Annotated in this window: 15 protein-coding genes and 16 tRNA genes; 5 read left to right on the top strand and 26 right to left on the bottom strand. The window is 56.1% G+C overall.

All coding sequences use genetic code 11. From position 1 onward, the window contains the following. Positions 1 to 4: 4 nt before the first annotated feature. Positions 5 to 1,393: a DUF445 family protein gene (locus ACFFSY_RS02885; protein ID WP_377489600.1), complete on the top strand. Its 1,389-nt coding sequence runs from the start codon at positions 5 to 7 to the stop codon at positions 1,391 to 1,393. A gap of 338 nt (positions 1,394 to 1,731) precedes the next feature. Here the strand turns inward: ACFFSY_RS02885 and ACFFSY_RS02890 are convergent, their stop codons facing one another. The 3 genes from ACFFSY_RS02890 to ACFFSY_RS02900 all read right to left on the bottom strand — a co-directional run bounded on the left by ACFFSY_RS02890 (position 1,732) and on the right by ACFFSY_RS02900 (position 6,044). After that, positions 1,732 to 3,315, bottom strand: coding sequence for a peptide chain release factor 3 (locus ACFFSY_RS02890; protein ID WP_377489603.1), 1,584 nt, complete (start codon positions 3,313 to 3,315; stop codon positions 1,732 to 1,734). A 209-nt stretch (positions 3,316 to 3,524) separates the two neighbouring features. Then, positions 3,525 to 5,081 (bottom strand): glucose-6-phosphate dehydrogenase, encoded by a 1,557-nt coding sequence (gene zwf, locus ACFFSY_RS02895; RefSeq protein WP_377489606.1) that lies wholly within the window; start codon positions 5,079 to 5,081, stop codon positions 3,525 to 3,527. A gap of 138 nt (positions 5,082 to 5,219) precedes the next feature. After that, the gene (locus ACFFSY_RS02900) at positions 5,220 to 6,044 is read right to left on the bottom strand and encodes a YwmB family TATA-box binding protein (RefSeq protein WP_377489609.1); all 825 of its coding nucleotides are present in this window, start codon (positions 6,042 to 6,044) and stop codon (positions 5,220 to 5,222) included. A gap of 219 nt (positions 6,045 to 6,263) precedes the next feature. Between ACFFSY_RS02900 and ACFFSY_RS02905 the strand changes: the two genes are divergently transcribed. Both ACFFSY_RS02905 and ACFFSY_RS02910 read left to right on the top strand, forming a co-directional pair. After that, positions 6,264 to 6,674: a hypothetical protein gene (locus tag ACFFSY_RS02905; RefSeq protein ID WP_377489612.1), complete on the top strand. Its 411-nt coding sequence runs from the start codon at positions 6,264 to 6,266 to the stop codon at positions 6,672 to 6,674. A 171-nt stretch (positions 6,675 to 6,845) separates the two neighbouring features. Further along, positions 6,846 to 7,535: a vWA domain-containing protein gene (locus tag ACFFSY_RS02910; protein ID WP_377489615.1), complete on the top strand. Its 690-nt coding sequence runs from the start codon at positions 6,846 to 6,848 to the stop codon at positions 7,533 to 7,535. 51 nt (positions 7,536 to 7,586) lie between these two features. Here the strand turns inward: ACFFSY_RS02910 and ACFFSY_RS02915 are convergent, their stop codons facing one another. Continuing rightward, positions 7,587 to 9,116, bottom strand: a complete 1,530-nt coding sequence (locus ACFFSY_RS02915) for a molybdopterin molybdotransferase MoeA (protein WP_377489618.1) — start codon at positions 9,114 to 9,116, stop codon at positions 7,587 to 7,589. A gap of 158 nt (positions 9,117 to 9,274) precedes the next feature. On the opposite strand from ACFFSY_RS02915, the gene mobB reads away from it, so the two are divergent. Together mobB and ACFFSY_RS02925 are read left to right on the top strand one after the other, a co-directional pair. Beyond that, on the top strand, positions 9,275 to 9,805 hold the full coding sequence (gene mobB / locus ACFFSY_RS02920) for a molybdopterin-guanine dinucleotide biosynthesis protein B (protein ID WP_377489621.1): 531 nt from the start codon (positions 9,275 to 9,277) through the stop codon (positions 9,803 to 9,805). A 5-nt stretch (positions 9,806 to 9,810) separates the two neighbouring features. Further along, positions 9,811 to 10,065: a YkgJ family cysteine cluster protein gene (locus ACFFSY_RS02925; protein WP_377489624.1), complete on the top strand. Its 255-nt coding sequence runs from the start codon at positions 9,811 to 9,813 to the stop codon at positions 10,063 to 10,065. A 578-nt stretch (positions 10,066 to 10,643) separates the two neighbouring features. On the opposite strand, the gene ACFFSY_RS02930 is transcribed toward ACFFSY_RS02925, so the two are convergent. The 22 genes from ACFFSY_RS02930 to ACFFSY_RS03035 all read right to left on the bottom strand — a co-directional run bounded on the left by ACFFSY_RS02930 (position 10,644) and on the right by ACFFSY_RS03035 (position 16,639). Continuing rightward, positions 10,644 to 11,321 carry a response regulator gene (locus ACFFSY_RS02930; protein WP_377489627.1) on the bottom strand — a complete coding sequence of 226 codons (678 nt, stop codon included), beginning with the start codon at positions 11,319 to 11,321 and terminating at the stop codon, positions 10,644 to 10,646. Between the two features lie 18 nt (positions 11,322 to 11,339). Beyond that, positions 11,340 to 12,362 (bottom strand): sensor histidine kinase, encoded by a 1,023-nt coding sequence (locus ACFFSY_RS02935; protein ID WP_377489630.1) that lies wholly within the window; start codon positions 12,360 to 12,362, stop codon positions 11,340 to 11,342. A 209-nt stretch (positions 12,363 to 12,571) separates the two neighbouring features. Next, positions 12,572 to 13,267 (bottom strand): PspA/IM30 family protein, encoded by a 696-nt coding sequence (locus tag ACFFSY_RS02940; protein WP_377489633.1) that lies wholly within the window; start codon positions 13,265 to 13,267, stop codon positions 12,572 to 12,574. A gap of 4 nt (positions 13,268 to 13,271) precedes the next feature. Beyond that, entirely contained in the window at positions 13,272 to 13,748 is a 477-nt protein-coding gene (locus ACFFSY_RS02945) for a PspC domain-containing protein (RefSeq protein ID WP_377489636.1), read from the bottom strand. Next, entirely contained in the window at positions 13,745 to 14,443 is a 699-nt protein-coding gene (locus tag ACFFSY_RS02950) for a PspA/IM30 family protein (protein ID WP_377489639.1), read from the bottom strand. The genes ACFFSY_RS02945 and ACFFSY_RS02950 overlap by 4 nt, the downstream gene beginning before the upstream one ends. Positions 14,444 to 14,475: 32 nt before the next feature. Beyond that, positions 14,476 to 14,766 (bottom strand): LiaF transmembrane domain-containing protein, encoded by a 291-nt coding sequence (locus tag ACFFSY_RS02955; protein ID WP_377489642.1) that lies wholly within the window; start codon positions 14,764 to 14,766, stop codon positions 14,476 to 14,478. Between the two features lie 444 nt (positions 14,767 to 15,210). Beyond that, positions 15,211 to 15,289: transfer RNA gene (locus ACFFSY_RS02960), tRNA-Leu, on the bottom strand. Positions 15,290 to 15,298: 9 nt separating this feature from the next. After that, positions 15,299 to 15,375, bottom strand: a tRNA-Arg gene (locus ACFFSY_RS02965). Positions 15,376 to 15,389: 14 nt separating this feature from the next. Then, a tRNA-Cys gene (locus ACFFSY_RS02970) sits at positions 15,390 to 15,463 on the bottom strand. A 7-nt stretch (positions 15,464 to 15,470) separates the two neighbouring features. Continuing rightward, positions 15,471 to 15,545, bottom strand: a tRNA-Gly gene (locus ACFFSY_RS02975). A gap of 5 nt (positions 15,546 to 15,550) precedes the next feature. After that, positions 15,551 to 15,625: transfer RNA gene (locus ACFFSY_RS02980), tRNA-Gln, on the bottom strand. A gap of 7 nt (positions 15,626 to 15,632) precedes the next feature. Continuing rightward, positions 15,633 to 15,708, bottom strand: a tRNA-His gene (locus ACFFSY_RS02985). 16 nt (positions 15,709 to 15,724) lie between these two features. Continuing rightward, positions 15,725 to 15,798, bottom strand: a tRNA-Trp gene (locus tag ACFFSY_RS02990). 5 nt (positions 15,799 to 15,803) lie between these two features. Next, positions 15,804 to 15,889 (bottom strand) — tRNA-Tyr (locus ACFFSY_RS02995). A gap of 7 nt (positions 15,890 to 15,896) precedes the next feature. Further along, positions 15,897 to 15,972: transfer RNA gene (locus tag ACFFSY_RS03000), tRNA-Thr, on the bottom strand. A gap of 13 nt (positions 15,973 to 15,985) precedes the next feature. Then, a tRNA-Phe gene (locus tag ACFFSY_RS03005) sits at positions 15,986 to 16,061 on the bottom strand. A gap of 9 nt (positions 16,062 to 16,070) precedes the next feature. Next, a tRNA-Asp gene (locus ACFFSY_RS03010) sits at positions 16,071 to 16,147 on the bottom strand. 11 nt (positions 16,148 to 16,158) lie between these two features. Next, positions 16,159 to 16,235, bottom strand: a tRNA-Met gene (locus ACFFSY_RS03015). A gap of 17 nt (positions 16,236 to 16,252) precedes the next feature. Beyond that, positions 16,253 to 16,328: transfer RNA gene (locus ACFFSY_RS03020), tRNA-Val, on the bottom strand. A 62-nt stretch (positions 16,329 to 16,390) separates the two neighbouring features. Continuing rightward, positions 16,391 to 16,465, bottom strand: a tRNA-Glu gene (locus ACFFSY_RS03025). A 4-nt stretch (positions 16,466 to 16,469) separates the two neighbouring features. Further along, a tRNA-Ser gene (locus ACFFSY_RS03030) sits at positions 16,470 to 16,560 on the bottom strand. A gap of 3 nt (positions 16,561 to 16,563) precedes the next feature. Continuing rightward, positions 16,564 to 16,639 (bottom strand) — tRNA-Asn (locus ACFFSY_RS03035). Between the last annotated feature and the right edge of the window lie 128 nt (positions 16,640 to 16,767).

The following is a 16,767-nucleotide window of genomic DNA, read 5'->3' on the forward strand; positions in this document are numbered from 1 at the left end:
CGAGATGTCGAACAAACGCATAGCGAACGTGGTTCTCGCAGTCGTTGCCCTAGTCTTCCTGGCGGCCGCCTGGCTCCGTCATTCTTATCCGGATACATGGTGGTCCAGCTTGCTCTTCTATATGGCCGAAGCCGGTCTCGTCGGCGGCTTGGCCGATTGGTACGCGGTGACCGCGCTGTTCCGCCATCCGCTCGGGATCAAAGGCAAGCATACCGCCATCGTCCCCCGCAACCGCGACAAGCTGATCGACGGCGTCGTCCGCATGGTCGAGACGCAGTTGCTGCCACCGGAGACGCTCAAGCTTAAGCTGGCGCAAGCGCCGCTCGCGGACATTGCCATCGGCTGGATCGATCGGCGCTTCCCGGGCGAAGAGCTCGCACGCGCAGGTTGGCGCCTGCTAGGCGGCCTGCTGAGCCGCATGGACTTCACTCGCATCAGCGCCGGCTGGGATGAGCGGCTCAAAGAGCTCCTTCGCCGGACCGACCTGACGCCCTATGCAGGCCGGTCGATACGCTGGCTCCTCGCGCACGAGGATATTCATCTCCTGCTCGACCGCCTTGTATCGGAAGCGGAGAAAGCCGCTGCCGCGCCGGAGACCAAAGATGCCATCTTCCGCATTCTGGAGGAGGAGAAGGACAAACAGCTGAACGAAGGCGGCGGCTTCATGCAATTTCTGAAGAAAGCCGCGTTCATATTCGCCGAGGAATCCGACGCGCTTAATTTGAAGGATGCCGCCGAAGCCATCCATGCCGATCTGCTTCTCTTCCTTGCCGATCTGAAGCGGCACGACCACGAGCTGCGGCTGCTGCTATTGCGGATGCTCGGCGAAGTGGCCGATCAGCTTGATGCGGAGAGCTCGTTGTCGGAGACGCTGGAGAATTGGAAGAACGACGTGCTCGCTCGCCTGTCGTTCGCGCCTTCCATCGAGGGCATTCTCCAAACATTCCGCCGGCTGCTGGACGAAGAATTGGCTTCGCTACCGCAGACGAGCGAGGGCATGACGAGGGAAGACGGAGAAGAAGATGCCAGAGCTTTGGCGCTTGCCCAACAACCGGCCATGACCGCGCTGCGCGAGTGGACCGAACGATTCGTCTCAGACTATTGGGCGGCGTTCAAGAGGGATGCCGCCAAGAAAGCATGGGTCGACGGTTTCATCAAGTCGCTGCTTGGCAAGCTTGTCGACGCGGAGCATCGCGTGATCGGTCAAGTCGTGCGCGAGACGCTAAACACCTTCACGAAGCAGCGATTGATCGCCTTCATTGAAGATAAAGTCGGCGAAGACTTGAACCGCATTCGCATTAACGGCTCGCTCGTCGGCGCGGGGCTTGGCGCTCTGCTCTACCTGCTCCTGCACGGCGTGTACGACCCGCTGCTGGATGCATTTATACGGTAGGTAGTGAAGGGCTACCAGGGATGCGCCCCACGAAATGCAGCCGTGACGAGCCACGCTATTCATGAGTGCTCGTTTCGCCGAGAGAATATCGCTTGCCAGCTCGCACGTTCGTTCCTTCCGGATCCGGCCTCTTCTAGCAAAGCGGCATTCCCTTCCGGACACCGTTAGGTTCCGCACCGCGCGCACCTCCCGTCGCGCGGTGCCATCGCGGCACGCGGTGCTCGGTCACACGTCGGCGGCCAAACCTCGTGAGGCCACGTGATACCGCAGCCGACACGACGGCTGCATAAGAAAACGCATGCCTTCCCCACAGGGAAAGCATGCGTTTTTGGGTTGTATTACGGCGCCATCTCCAAGAACTTAGAGCTTGGGTTCTTGTCCATGGCCGTGCGCATCGCGTATTCGCTCTCGAACAAGGCGACGTAATTGTCCTTCTTGTCCTTCACGAGCGTAGAGTTAATGCGGTACTTGGACGGATCGATCTTCTCGTCGACGATCCAGCGCGCGAACTGGTACGGCATTCGCTGTAGCTGGATTTCGACCCCGTATTCGGCGCGCATCCGGTATTCGAATACTTCGAACTGGAGCTGGCCGACGACGCCGAGGATCGTATCGTCGAAGCTCGTCGTGCGGAACACTTGGATGGTGCCTTCCTCGGTCAACTGGTCGATGCCCTTCTGATACTGCTTATGCTTGAGCGCGTTCTTGACCGTGACCTTGGCGAACAGTTCCGGCGAGAACGTCGGCAGCTCGTCGAAGACGATCTCGCTGCCTTGCGACAAGGAGTCCCCGATCCGGAAGATGCCGGGATCGAACAGGCCGATAATGTCGCCCGGGTACGCCGATTCGACGATATCCCGATCCTGCGCGAGGAACTGCTGCGGCTGGGACAGCTTGATGTCCTTGCCGTTGCGCACGTGGCGCACGCTCATCCCGCGGTCGAACCGTCCGGAGACGATACGAAGGAATGCAATCCGGTCGCGGTGCGCCGGGTTCATGTTCGCCTGGATTTTGAAGACGTAGCCGGAGAACTTCTCGCTGGTCGGCTCTACCGGTCCGCTCGTACTTACGCGCGGCGTCGGCTTCGGCGCGAGCTCCAGGAAGTTCTCCAGGAACGTCTGCACGCCGAAATTGTTGACGGCGCTGCCGAAGAAGATCGGCGTCAGTTCGCCACCCCCGATTTTGTCCAGATCGAAAGGATCGCCTGCCACATCAAGCAGCTCCAGATCGTTAATGAGCTGATCAGCCAAGTAGTCGCCTGCCATCTCGCGGATGATCGGGTCGCGATAGTCGGCGACTTTGCGCACTTCGATCTTCGAATGGTCGTTGCCTTGGAACAGCTCGACCTGGTTTTTCATCCGGTCATAGACGCCGCACAGCTCCCGGCCCATCCCGATCGGCCAGTTCATCGGCACCGAACGGATGCCGAGCACGCGCTCCAGCTCTTCCATCAGATCGAACGGGCTTTGGCCTTCGCGGTCCAGCTTATTGATGAACGTGAAGATCGGAATGCCGCGCCGGCTACACACTTGGAACAGCTTAATCGTCTGCGCCTCGACGCCTTTGGCGACGTCGATCAGCATGACCGCGCTATCCGCGGCCGTCAGCGTGCGGTACGTGTCTTCACTGAAGTCTTGGTGACCCGGCGTGTCCAGAATGTTGATACGATGACCGCTGTAATCGAACTGCATGACCGAGGACGTGACGGAGATCCCCCGCTGCTTCTCGATCTCCATCCAGTCGCTCGTCGCGTGGCGGCTTGCTTTGCGCGCCTTGACCGAGCCGGCTTCGCGGATCGCGCCCCCGAACAAGAGCAGCTTCTCGGTCAACGTCGTTTTACCCGCATCCGGGTGAGAGATAATAGCGAACGTGCGTCGTTTATCGACTTCTCGCTGTAATTCTTCGGTTAACGGTTTGCTCATGGTACATTCCCTTCGTAGACCACTTGCCGCTCCCTCGCGAACGGCCGGGCTTGAATATGTCCCGGGATGAACGCTTGAGCGGTATGGTTATCGATTAGTGCGTGCAGGCCTTTAACACGCAAAACGCCGCTCCTTCGCCGGGCACGTGGCCCGGCGATGGAATCGGCTGCGCGTTTCCTTCTATTATACGACATTTCTGCCGCGTTTGCTTACTTCGGACTGCCGGAAATCCATATGACATTGTCCTCGTCCTGGCCGTTGACCGGCCACCAGAAGTAGCCGTCCTCGCTTAACAGTTCGTCCATGCGGGTAGGCCCCCACGAACCGGCCGCGTAGCCGTGCAGCTCGGAGGTCTCTTCCTTCCAAGCTTGCGCCATCCGGTCGACGAACGACCACGCCTGCGCCACTTCATCCCAGCGGGTGAAGTACGTCGATTCGCCACGCGCCGCGTCGTAGATCAAGCGCTCGTACGCTTCTGGCGTGTTGATGCCGATCAAACAGCTTTGGCAGAACTCCATGACGACCGGTTGGATCGCGTTGTCCGCGCCTGGCTTCTTCGCATTGATCTTGATATAGATGCCTTCCATCGGATTGACGCGGATGACGAGCAAGTTCGGCGATAGGTCATGACGATTGGCGAACAGCACATTGTCCGGCACGTTCTTGAACTCGATAACGACCTCGGTCGTCTTCACCGGAAGCCGCTTGCCCGTCCGGATATAGAACGGCACGCCAGCCCAGCGGAAATTATCGACGAATACGCGGGCGCCCACGTACGTCTCTGTCTTCGACTCCGGCGCGACGGAATCTTCCTCCCGGTAGGCCGGAAGCCCCTTCCCCTTCAACGCGCCGGCAGCATATTGGCCGCGAACGACGTTGCGAGCCACATCCTCGCCGGATGCGAATGGACGAAGCGATCGCAGCGCCTTCACCTTCTCATCGCGGATATCTTCCGGATGCAGACGGCTAGGCGGCTCCATCGCGATCATCGAGAGCATCTGGAGAAGATGGTTCTGTACCATATCCCGCAGCGCGCCGGACTTGTCGTAATAGCCGCCGCGCTCCTCGACGCCGACGGTTTCGGCTAGCGTGATTTGCACGTTCGCGATATGCTTGTTGTTCCACAACGGCTCGAAGAACGCATTGGAGAATCGGAGCACCTGAATATTCTGCACCATCTCTTTGCCGAGGTAGTGATCGATCCGGTAAATTTGTTCCTCGCTGAACACTTGGCTCAGCTGGTCGTTGAGCTTCTTCGCGGACTCCAGATCGTAGCCGAACGGCTTCTCGATGACAAGACGGCTCCAGCCTTTCGTCTCGAGCAGCCCCCCGTCGCGCAGGTTGAACGATACCGGGCCGAACAAGTTTGGCGCAAGCGCCAAGTAGAACAGCCGGTTGCCCGGAATGCCGAACTTCGCGTCCAATTCAAGCGTCAGCTTGCCCAACTCGCGGAAACCTTCAACGTTGTTGATGTCCAGCGGCATGTAGACGAAATGTTCCGCGAATTTTGCCCATAGCTGCTGGTCATCTGCCTTGTAGCGGCAGAATTCCACAATGGACTCGTACACGTCTTGGCGGAACTCCTCGTTCGTCCGAGGTCTGCGGGCAAGTCCCACCACCGCGAAATCTTCCGCCAATTTGCCTTCCTTATATAAGCTGAACAGCGCAGGGAACAGTTTGCGCCGGGCCAAATCGCCTGTAGCACCGAATAAGTAGTATACCGCTCCCGCTGCGGCAATCGATTCTTGCTTGCTCACGTCGGTCATATGCCTCATTCTTTCCTATGTATTTTTTTCTACTCCACTATCCATTTGTCTTGATCATGTATTGTAGTTTAGCATATCGACGGACCCAATTGCTATTCATTGGCACATAAAAAATACTGATCGCTAAGCTAATGTTTGCTAATTTTCCGCCGTATAATCCCCGGTAATTAGCGGCACGCCGACGATCAACTCCGGCTTCGCGTCCCGGCTGCGGCTGTGCGCGATTTGAAGATTCACCCGTTTGCCGCCGCTGTCGACCGCACTGTTCAGCTTCGAGGTGTAGTAGGTGATGCTCGCCGTATGCCCGTCATCGTACGACTCCTTACGGGCAGCCTCAGCCCGAAGGGCAATCGCGCCGGCCGCGTCATCCGCCCGATCGTTTCGAACGCCTCGGCCGACGAATCCGCTCCGATATGCGAGTCCTTCTTTCTTCATCTTCGTCTCCAGCTCTTCTACAGCATTGCCAATTGAGGCAAGCTCCACCCCTGTTCCGAATTCGAGAAGAAGGACCATGTCCGCCTCTTCCGCGCCGTCCGCATCCGTCGCAAGCCCGCCCGCAGTTTCGCCCCTTTGCTCGTCTGTTGCGGCAATTCGGTACCAAAGCGTCGTCTTGCGCGGTATCGGCCCTGTACTAGTCGAGACGCCGGAATACGTGTGGTTGTCCTCCGCGACAACCGTTTCGATCCCCAGTTCCTCCGCAACCCACTGCGCCTGGTTTTTCGTCCATCGCCCATCGAATCGGAACGACCAAGCCGCGGACGCCGAACCATCGCGAAACGACGCGTCGCTCCATGTCCACACTTCGCGGAAATCACGCATAATGGCGGCCTTTTCTCCGGTCGCAGTCCCGCCTGCTGATTGTTTGTTCCAAATCGCCCATCCCGCCGCCGCTACAAGGACGGCCAACGCCAGCAGGACGCCAGCCGCCGTGCCCAGGCCCCGATTTTGTTCCGAAGTCCGCATCCGTTAATCGCGCCTCCTTATCCCAATACTCTCATCTTTAGCTGCACTGAATATTGAACGAAACGTGGCTGCATCCCTATCTTGCATCCCGGACGATTACGGCTTTATTGATGCCGCGTGATTCGTTAACCGGGGACGCAATCTGGGTAAATAACCATACGCATCCGCCCTTAGGTGAATATACTGCCAGCAGGAAACCCAGGGAGGTGCGCGAAGACGATGGAACCTATCTTCCCGCTCCATGAGGAGCGTATCAATATGTTTTGCGGCATGCCCGTGTGCATTATTACTAAGGAAGGCACCCGCCATATCGGAATTTTATCGCACTGCCGCGGCGGCCTGGTCACGTTGAACGCCGACCAGATCGGTCCCGCCATCAGCTCGGAGAAGCCAACAAGCGAAGAGAAGAAAGCCAAAGGCAAGAACGCCAAGAAAGGAAAGAAAGCCGAAACGAAAGCAGCAGTTGCCCCACCGGCGAAGGCAGAAATACAAGCGTATCCATTCGATCCGCTCGATCCGTTCTACCGGTATCCGGAGCCAGGGCCCTATACTTACCGTCCTTATAATCCGTTCGGCGAGGCGTTCGCGATCGATCTCTCGCTGATCGCATTTCTGTTCCTGCTTCTGTAGTCGATACCCAAGAACGTTCCGAAATGTATCGATCTAAACGACGCCGATGACGGAAGACCTGCGATAAAGCAGGTCTTTTTGGACTCCCTTCCCTTTTACCATGAATAAATGTTACAATCTGTATACATAGATGCGCGTTCCGTGGAGGACGACGCACCAAGGAGGCCTTTTATGCGAATACCATCCATTCATCCGCCGGTTGTAGACCGTATCGATGCCATCCTCCCCGTCCGGCCGATTGCACACCAAGACTTAGCAGCCAATCCCGATCGACAGCCCTACGGCGGAGGGCTTCCGCTCGAGATGCTGCATGCGGCCAAAGACGCCATTGAACAGGCGAACCGTTGGCTTAAGCAAAGCCTGCGCGTCCGTCAAGCTGCCCAAGCCGTTGCCGAGCTCAGAGTAACCTCCCTGCACACGGCATCCGAAGCGCAAGCCCAATGGATCCCTCGCATCCAGACGCTTGTCAACGAGACGAACTCGCTTCAGGCCGCATTCGATGCTGCAGGCGGCTCGCTGCATCCCCTGCTTCAAGAGGCGATTGACGCGCCTCTCGTTCGCGGCGCTTCCTGGAGAACGGGCTTGGCTCGCCGTACAGACAGCGAGTGGCACCTGGACTTGGAGCAGCTCCATGCCGCCTTCGCCGCGCACCCGCACACCGCCATCCGGGCATGGGCAGGCGGCGATGGCATCGCGAGGCAGCTCGCAAGTGCGATCGACGAGATCCGCAACCTGCCATTCTCGGAGCTCCTGCAATCAGGTGTGCTATCGTTCCATCTTCGCCAGTACTACTATAACGATACGCCGTATCAAAGTTCGACGGTACCCTGGAACGGTTTTTGGCTGAATCGCTACGTCTGACAGTTCCCGATACGCCAGGCAACTGATGATTGCTTCCCTTGCGCGCTTATCCTAATCTTGCAGCACGATCACCTCGACCAGCGATCCCGCCGAAGCTCCCGATGGCCCTGCCGGAATGCAGATGAAGCCGTCCGAGTCCGGGAGCGACGCCATCATGCTCGATTTGTTGAAGGCCAGCGGATCGGCGAACTGAATGCCGTCTTTGACGAACAGGCGGGTGCGGACGAATCGTTCGTGCGGACTGCCTTTGTCAAAATCGGCCGTCAGCGTCGCTGTTGTTGTCCGGGGCCTCGCAGCAGCCTCGCTCACGCCTTGCAGCCGTTTAAGGACTGGTCGCGCGAACAGCTCGAACCCTACATAACAAGCCCCGGGGTTGCCCGATAGCGCAATCAGCGGCTTGCCTCCAACAAGCCCGGCGGACGTCGGGCTTCCAGGCCGCATCGCGACTTTGTTGAATAGCAGAGATGTGCCGCTATCACCGATTCGACCGCCTTCCGTTTCTGCTCCGGACTTTGGCATCTTCGTGCAATCGCTGGCGTCACGCGCTTCTTGCCCTTCCCTCGCAGTCCCTTCTCCCTGGCCCTCATTAGCCCTTGCTATGGCATCAGCCGCTTCGCCGATCTCCGTGCGAGGATGCAACAAGATCGTTGCATCCTCGCTGCTCGATGTGCGTGTAAGCACGGCCGATCCTTCCTCACCGCCATATTCGAGCTCACGCATGAAAGCCGCCATCACATCGTAGTCGCCTACGGATACCCCGCCCGTTGTCAGCAGCAGATCATATTCATCAGCCGCTTGAAACAACGCTTCCCTTACTGCCGCGAGATCATCCGTAATACGGCCAATCGTGTAAGCTTCGCCCCCCGCTTCTTTCACTAGCGCCGCGATCATGACGCTGTTGCTATCGCGAATTAAGCCTGGCGCAAGGTCTGCGCCGACCGGCAGCAGCTCGGAGCCTGTCGACAAGATGCCGACCTTCGGCCGCGCATAGACGGGCACCTTCTCATACCCGAATGTCGCCAGCAAAGCAATGTGCCCGGGTCTCACAAGCGCGCCTCTAACCGCTATAGCATCACCCTCGTGGAATTCCTGACCGGCTCTCGCCACGTTCTGGCCGGCGCCGGCGGACTGCTTGATCCCTACCCACGCTTGGCCGTCTCGTTCCAACGCTACCGTTTGCTCCAGCATGACGACCGCATCCGCGCCTTCCGGCACCGCCGCCCCGGTCATGATCCGCACGGCAGTCCCCGTGTGCACGCTGCGCTTCGTCAATTCGCCGGCTGCCACCTGATCAATGACGGCCAGCTGAACCGGCTGACTCGGACTGGCACCGACCGTATCCGCGCTAAGCACCGCATAGCCGTCCAGACCGGAGCGCGCGAAGGGCGGCCAATCGTTCGTCGCGGTTAACGATGCGGCAAGCCTTCTCCCGATGGCTTGTCCGATCGGGACGTGTTCGACTCGGCCATGTACACAAGCATGCAGAATTCGGCGCTGCGCTTCTTCAACTTTAATGGCTCTTCGATTGAAGCGCGACGCTCCTTGAAGCTGTTCCACGTATCGTTTCTCCCCCTGCGCCATGAGGCTGCTCCTGCTGTTTCCTCTCTGTGCCGACGCTCTTCTATAAGTACCTTCATTGTAGCAGAAGAGCACGGACCACTCTACCACCGAGGCCAAATCCATACGGCCCCCGGCTATGTTATACTAATCTGTAATACCATCAAGGAGGCCTAGGACACATGCTGCAATCCCAACCTAAGCCCTTGCCCGTTATTCAAATCGTGGGCTACAAAAACAGCGGCAAAACAACGCTTGTCGCAGCGATGGTGCGCCTGTTGAAGACAACGGGCTATCGCGTGGGGACGGTCAAACACGATGCCCACGATTTTACGATGGATCACCCGGGCACGGACACATGGCAGCATCAAGAAGCCGGTGCCGACGTCACGGCCATTAGCTCTGCCCGCCGCACCGCAGTATTAACGAACCAACCGGCGACATTGGATCAACTGTTAGCCCAGATGCATGACATCGACATCGCGCTTGTAGAAGGCTTCAAGCAAGAACGATATCCCAAACTCGTCCTCATCCGAAAAGCCGACGACCTTCCTCTGCTCGATCAATTGGATAACATTCGCACCGTCATCGTCTGGCCCGAGATGGAAGCACTTGCAACCGAAGGCAGCTGCGACTATCCGATTGTTCGTCTTCGGGAGACAAGCACTATCTATGCAACCCTCATTCATACCACCCGACTAGACAGGAGTTGATTGCCTTGGAGTGCCGCTTAGGATGCGCAGCCTGCTGCACCGTCGTTTCGATCTCCTCCGCCATCCCCGGCATGCCGGATGGCAAACCGGCCGGCGTTCGATGCGTACAACTGACCGACCAGAATCTATGCCGTATATTCGGACAACCCGAGAGACCCGAAGTCTGCGGCAGTCTCATGCCGAGCTTGGACATGTGCGGCACGACGAACGAACACGCATATGCCTACCTCAAACAGCTGGAGGAAGCCACGCGTCCGTAAACGATCTTGGCAGAAACCCCTTTCCTCCCCGATAGTCAGTCATCCATTCCATGATGCCTGCGTTTCTATTCCCTTGTCGCGAGGGGTTATCGGCAACCGTCCAGGCACTGGTCGGATCGCTTCAGTTCATGCGTTCTCGTCCGGCAGCCTTCCACGTTCGGCTTCACGCATCTGTTCTCGTAAGTCAGCCTTCACGTTCAATTTCACGCATGCGTTCTCGTCCACCAGCCTTTCACGTTTGGCTTGGCGCATGCGTTCTCGTACGTTAGCCCCATTCTTGCTCGGCTTGTCCGAAAATGCAAAAAAGGCCGCGTGTCGCGACCTCCCCTAATCTCTCTAATTTGTCGGTATGAAACTCCCTTTACCCCCATCGAAGCAAACCGACGGCTCGATGTACTCTTGTCGCAGGCGCGGTTGGCGTCATGGTCCAGCATACACTGATAAGGACTTCACTTCTCGCTGCCTTGGCGATCGAACTGCTCGTTCGCACCGCCTTTCATTCAATACCTCGATTAAGCAATATCCAGCTGCTCATGCCTAACTTGCCGAACAACAGCCCGCTCTCCTACGCAACACCACTATTCCGCAAGTCCGTGCTTATGCGCATAGATCGCCGCTTGTGTTCGATCATCCACGTTGAGTTTCGTGAAAATATTCGTGACGTGGAATTTCACCGTCTTAATGCCGATGAACAAATCCTCCGCGACCTCCTGGTTAGACATACCGCGTGCCAGCCGCAGCAGCACTTCCATTTCGCGTTCGGTCAGCTGTTCGTGCAAGGCGGCTTTCGCTTCTACCTTCGGCTGACGGAACCGGTTCATCATTTTGGCGGCCACCTGCTGCTCAAGTACGGATTGCCCCCTTGCCGCGGCGCGAATCGCATCGGCGATTTCGGTCGCCCGCGACGTTTTCAGCAAGTAGCTGAACGCGCCCGCCTCGATAACCGGATACATTTTGCTATCGTCCAAAAAGCTGGTCAGCACGATAACGCGGCAATCGGGATACAACTCCATGATTTTGCGGGTCGTCTCGACGCCGTCCATACCCTCCATGACCAAATCCATCAGCACCACATCTGGTTGATAAGCAGTCGCCAATCGAATGCCTTCCATGCCGTTGCTCGCTTCCCCGACGACTTCGATGCCGTCCTCTGTATTGAGCACAGCGGCTAAGCCGATCCGCACCATCTCGTGGTCGTCTACCAGCAGCACTTTAATCGGTTGTTCCAATACTTCCATCTGTTCCAAAGCCTCCATTCCAGCGTACTCCTCCCTCTATGCCGCGAGCGGCACCCGAATATCGATTGTAACCCCAGCTCCTGGCTCCGTCACGATTCGAAGCGATCCACCAAGCACGTTAACCCGCTCCTCCATCGTTAGCAAGCCGTAAGAAGCTTGCTTCTTGGATTCCAGATCGAAACCGACGCCGTTATCGTGCAGCATTAACTGGGCGACACCGTCAATCCGCTGAAGCCGAATCTCCATCTGCTCCGCTTTCGAATGCCGAAGGGTATTCGACAACGCTTCCTGCGCGATGCGGAACAAATGATCCTCTGCCTCCGAGTCTAAACAAATCGAGTCATCCACATCAAGCGTAATCGCCATTGGCACCTTCTGCTTGAGCTCTTCCACTAAACTGTGCAGCGCCTGACCAAGATTTTTACCGTCCAGGTGAACAGGACGAAGGTGAAGCAGCAGCGCACGCATTTCCGATTGCGCCACGGCAGCCATCTCCTCGATAAGCTGCACTTGGCGTTTGGCACGTTCCCAATCCTTCTCCAGTGTCCGACTCACCGCCGTGGCCGTCATCGAGATCGCGAACAACTGTTGGCTGACCGCGTCATGAAGCTCTCTCGCAAGCCGCTGCCGTTCTTCAATGACCGCGGAGAAACGAACCTGCTCCGTGTAGACGTCATTCTCTTCCTGTTCGACGGCGTCTTCGGAGCCATCTACCGCAACCGGTGGCAGTGTGACGTTCGGCTTCGATTTCCCGCGAAGCTGCATTTCGGTTAAACGCTGAATCGCGGTTTTGAGTTTAAGTCCCTGCAAATAACTGTACGCCGCGGCGAGCGCTAATGCAACCGCGATAAATCCGAGACCGATTGCGGCGGCTTTGCTCTGGAACTGGAACAGCTTGATATAGCCCGTCCCCTGCATAACCAGTACGAGCAGCCCTAGAATAACGAGCAGCCAAATGACCGTTTCCGCGATGTTCCCGCCTCTTCGCTGCTCTCCCTGAGGTCCTCCCCTTTGCTGTGCGCGTTCCTTGCTATGATTCGGCTCCGATCGATCTGCCATGCGAATGATTGCCTCCCGTTTATGTAGATAAGCGGTCTATAGCCGAAGACAGACGTCCCGGTGTGGGACGTCTGTCACATTCGACCATAGACGATCGCTCAATGCCAACTCTATAATGTTACACGTTAATTGGCGGGCTTCCGCTCAGTGCGCGGTTCGTGGAAGACTCGCTACCGTTTAGCGCGACTGATGCTCTGTGACGCCTTCGACTATTCTTGCTCGGCAGCTGGCTTTTGCAGCTTCGCTTTAAGCGCCTGCAGCTGCTCTTCTACTTGAAGCTGCTTCGAAACGTCTACTGTGCTGTGCAGCGAGGAGCTGCCGCCTGTCGAGCCGTAAGGCACGCGGAGAACGTCGGCTTCCGCTTCCAATTGGATGATCTTCTCTTCCATGCGGCTGAATCCTCGCGATGCGCTTCCGCTTTCGAGGGAATGAACCGCGGATACTTGCGCCATTTGCTTCTTCGCTTTAGCCATTTGAGCACGGGCCGCAAGCTCGTTGCGTTTGTTGCGAAGCTGATAGAACTCGTCTTTCATTGTATGCAGTTGGTGCATTAGATCGTCTGCTTGACCTTTGGCTTGGCCATGCAGCTCGAGGTATTCCGATGTTTTCTGGTCGAAATAAATTTTCTCTTCCAGCAATTTGCGCGCCAGCTCTTCTTGACCGGAACGAATCGCGGTCTCCGCTTTCGCTTCGCGGTCAGCCGCGCTGCGGACTACCTCGTCCAGGCGCTGCTTCATGCGGCGCTCGTTCGCCATTTGTTTGGCTACCGTCACTTCAGCCGTATGAATCTCGGCCTCCATGTCACGTAAGTACTGATTTAACATTACCACAGGGTCTTCCATTTTATCCAGCAGTTCGTGCACCGATGCCTTCGTCATGTCTTTTACGCGTTTGAAAATGTTCATTCTATTATTCTCCCTTCTCATACTTGGCTAGTTTAGCGCGCAGCTCTTCAATTTCTCTGCGCAGTACTTTTTTCTCCAGATCGTCCATCACACCGTCAAGATGCGCTGCAGGCTGGGCTTGCGGCGGGTTTTGCCAACCACCGTTGAAAGCGCCCGAATCAGGCTGCGGCGGCGTAGCTCCTGCATAAGGACCACCGTAGTTATGCGGCTGACGCGGCGGCGTTGAGCCATATCCGCCTTGGTAGCCGTTATTATAAGGACCATGGCCATATCGTGGATCGAAGTTAGGGTAGCTAGGCGGCTCGCTCGGAACGACCAATCCCGCCAGAATGTACACGATGATAACGGCTCCGCCCGAAAATACGGTGAGTACGATCAGAAGAATCCGCAATAATGTCGCATCCACATTCAGCGCTTCGGCAATGCCCCCGCAAAGACCGAAGAGTTTTTTGTCCCGGCGCGACCGATACAGTTTCTTCATTGCGACTTCCATCCTTCCTGCTGTAATTTACGCTTCAGCTGTTCCATTTCGCGTTCGATCGCGGATTGAAGGACAGCTCCAGCCTCGCTCAGGAACTCTTGACCGGACCGGCGAAGGTCGCGCAAGCTTCTTGCTTCCAGCTCCATATCCGTAATGCGGTCGTCCAAGCGGCGGAACATTCCGGCTGGCTGTTGGCCAAGCCCTTGATTATGAATACCTTGACCCGCATATCGTGCGTTCATGCGCTGCTGCAACCGGAGCGACTCCATGCGTGCCGAGTAATACTCGCGCTTGTCGTAGACCGTCTGGTACTCGCTGCGAAGTTCGCGAAGTTGTTCTTCAAGCTCGATGAGACTCGTTTTGGACTGTTCGTATAGATCGCGATACTGCGCAGCCCGTTCTTCGCTTGCCGCTTTATCGTGGAGCGCGACGCGCGCCATATGCTCTTCGCCGGCTTTGAGGGCCGTCAGCGCTTGCTGTTCGCGCTTCTCCTTCTGTTGTTCAGCCTGCAGCCACTGTACTTTCAATTGGTTGCTGTGGGCGCTATATTGTTGATACAAGCGCTCTGCGCTAATGATTTCTTCGCGAGTCGACCAAAGGAACTGGTCGATCAGTTTAACCGGATCTTCCGCTTTCTCCAGTCGCTCGTTCAATGTGGCGACCGTAATATCGCGGACTCGACGAATGATGCTCATATTTGCCCCTCCTATAACGATTTCATGTTCACTTAAAATTCTCTTCTGCGTTTGAACATCGATACGCCCCATACGATAATGCCGATCGCGATCAGCAAGCTTACGATCCCCAACAGTTTAGGAAGCAACATCAGTGCGCCGACTGCGACCAAAATCGCGCCGATCACTTTGCTGTTGTTCTTCAGCCCGACCGCACCCAATCCGATCAGAATGAAAGGCATCAGGAACCCAATCAATCCGGACAATCCGTGTCCAAAGAAGTTCCAAACCATTAATCCGCCGACTACAACAAGAATTACACCCAGTGCCGTTTTACCGTTCATATTGTTGTCACCGCCTCTCCTAAATCCTCGTAATGTTTTTTACGTTCTCATCGACTGCTTTGTTTCATTGCCTTGCTTATGTTTATAGTTTAGGTGTTTGGCGATGTTTTCAAAACGGACCGCAGGCGGTTTTTGAACCTAGACCTCGGTCTAGTCCGTTATGGACCAAGGATGGAGCAATCTTTAGCGTGGCTAATATCAGTGGCTTAAACTAAAAAGGAGCCCGATCGTCCAGGGCCCTTCGTTCAATGATTATAGAGGATATCGATCCATGCGCCGGTCTATGTGTTGTACCGAGCAAATAATAGTAATGAAAGTAACAACAACGTTCAGCAGCATTGGGTGCACCTATGTTGTGCCTCTGCCAAAAGTACTCAACAAAAAAACACTGACTGGACTTGATCCAATCAGTGTTTAGTCACCGTAGTTAATACGGAATTGTAATGCCGGTGAGAGGACTCGAACCTCCACGGTTTCCCTCACGATTTTGAGTCGCGCGCGTCTGCCATTCCGCCACACCGGCATATTCAATTGGCGTGCCCTAAGAGATTCGAACTCCTGACCTTTTGATTCGTAGTCAAACGCTCTATCCAGCTGAGCTAAGGGCACATGTGTTAAAAAGGTGGAGGCGCCACCCAGACTCGAACTGGGGGTAAAGCTTTTGCAGAGCTCTGCCTTACCACTTGGCTATGGCGCCACATGAATGGAGCGGAAGACGGGAATCGAACCCGCGACCCTCGCCTTGGCAAGGCGATGCTCTACCGCTGAGCCACTTCCGCAAACATGGCTGGGGATCAAGGATTCGAACCTTGGCATGACGGAGTCAAAGTCCGTTGCCTTACCGCTTGGCTAATCCCCAATAATAATGGGGCGATCGAGGGGAATTGAACCCCCGAATGTCGGAATCACAATCCGATGCGTTAACCACTTCGCCACGACCGCCACGGTTAAAGTTATTTGGCAGGGGCAGCAGGAATTGAACCCACACTAACGGTTTTGGAGACCGCTGTTCTACCTTTAAACTATGCCCCTACAACTGGTGGAGGATGATGGATTCGAACCACCGAACTCGTCAGAGAACAGATTTACAGTCTGCTGCGTTTGGCCACTTCGCTAATCCTCCATGAAGCTGGTGCCGCCGAGAGGACTTGAACCCCCAACCTACTGATTACAAGTCAGTTGCTCTACCAATTGAGCTACAGCGGCATATGAAGTTAAATGGTGGCTCGGGACGGAATCGAACCGCCGACACGAGGATTTTCAGTCCTCTGCTCTACCAACTGAGCTACCGAGCCTTATTCAAATGGCGGAGCCGACGGGATTCGAACCCGCGGTCTCCTGCGTGACAGGCAGGCATGTTAGGCCTCTACACCACGGCTCCGCATTAAGAATTGGTTGCGGGGGCAGGATTTGAACCTGCGGCCTTCGGGTTATGAGCCCGACGAGCTACCGAGCTGCTCCACCCCGCGTCATTGTAATACTTATATGGTGGAGGCTGACGGGATCGAACCGCCGACCCTCTGCTTGTAAGGCAGATGCTCTCCCAGCTGAGCTAAGCCTCCATATTAACAACAGACAAACAATATTGTACCATGCTCTAACTACGACTTGCAAGTAAAACAAATGGTGACCCGTAGGGGATTCGAACCCCTGTTACCTCCGTGAAAGGGAGGTGTCTTAACCCCTTGACCAACGGGCCTTACTGGCGGAGAGCGAGAGATTCGAACTCTCGATACGCGGTTAGCGTATACACGATTTCCAATCGTGCTCCTTCGACCACTCGGACAGCTCTCCATATGGCTCCCCGAACAGGACTCGAACCTGTGACAACTCGATTAACAGTCGAGTGCTCTACCAACTGAGCTATCAGGGAATATTCAGGTGTGTTACACCCTGAAAACTGGATACGAAACTCAACACTTTAGCTGTGTTTGTTCAAGTTCTTGCGAACCTAAACGTTTAGGATAAGCCCTCGACCGATTAGTATTCGTCAGCTGCATG

Origin of the sequence: Paenibacillus aurantiacus (assembly GCF_042431225.1) — a bacterium.
Lineage (GTDB): Bacteria > Bacillota > Bacilli > Paenibacillales > Paenibacillaceae > Paenibacillus_Z > Paenibacillus_Z aurantiacus.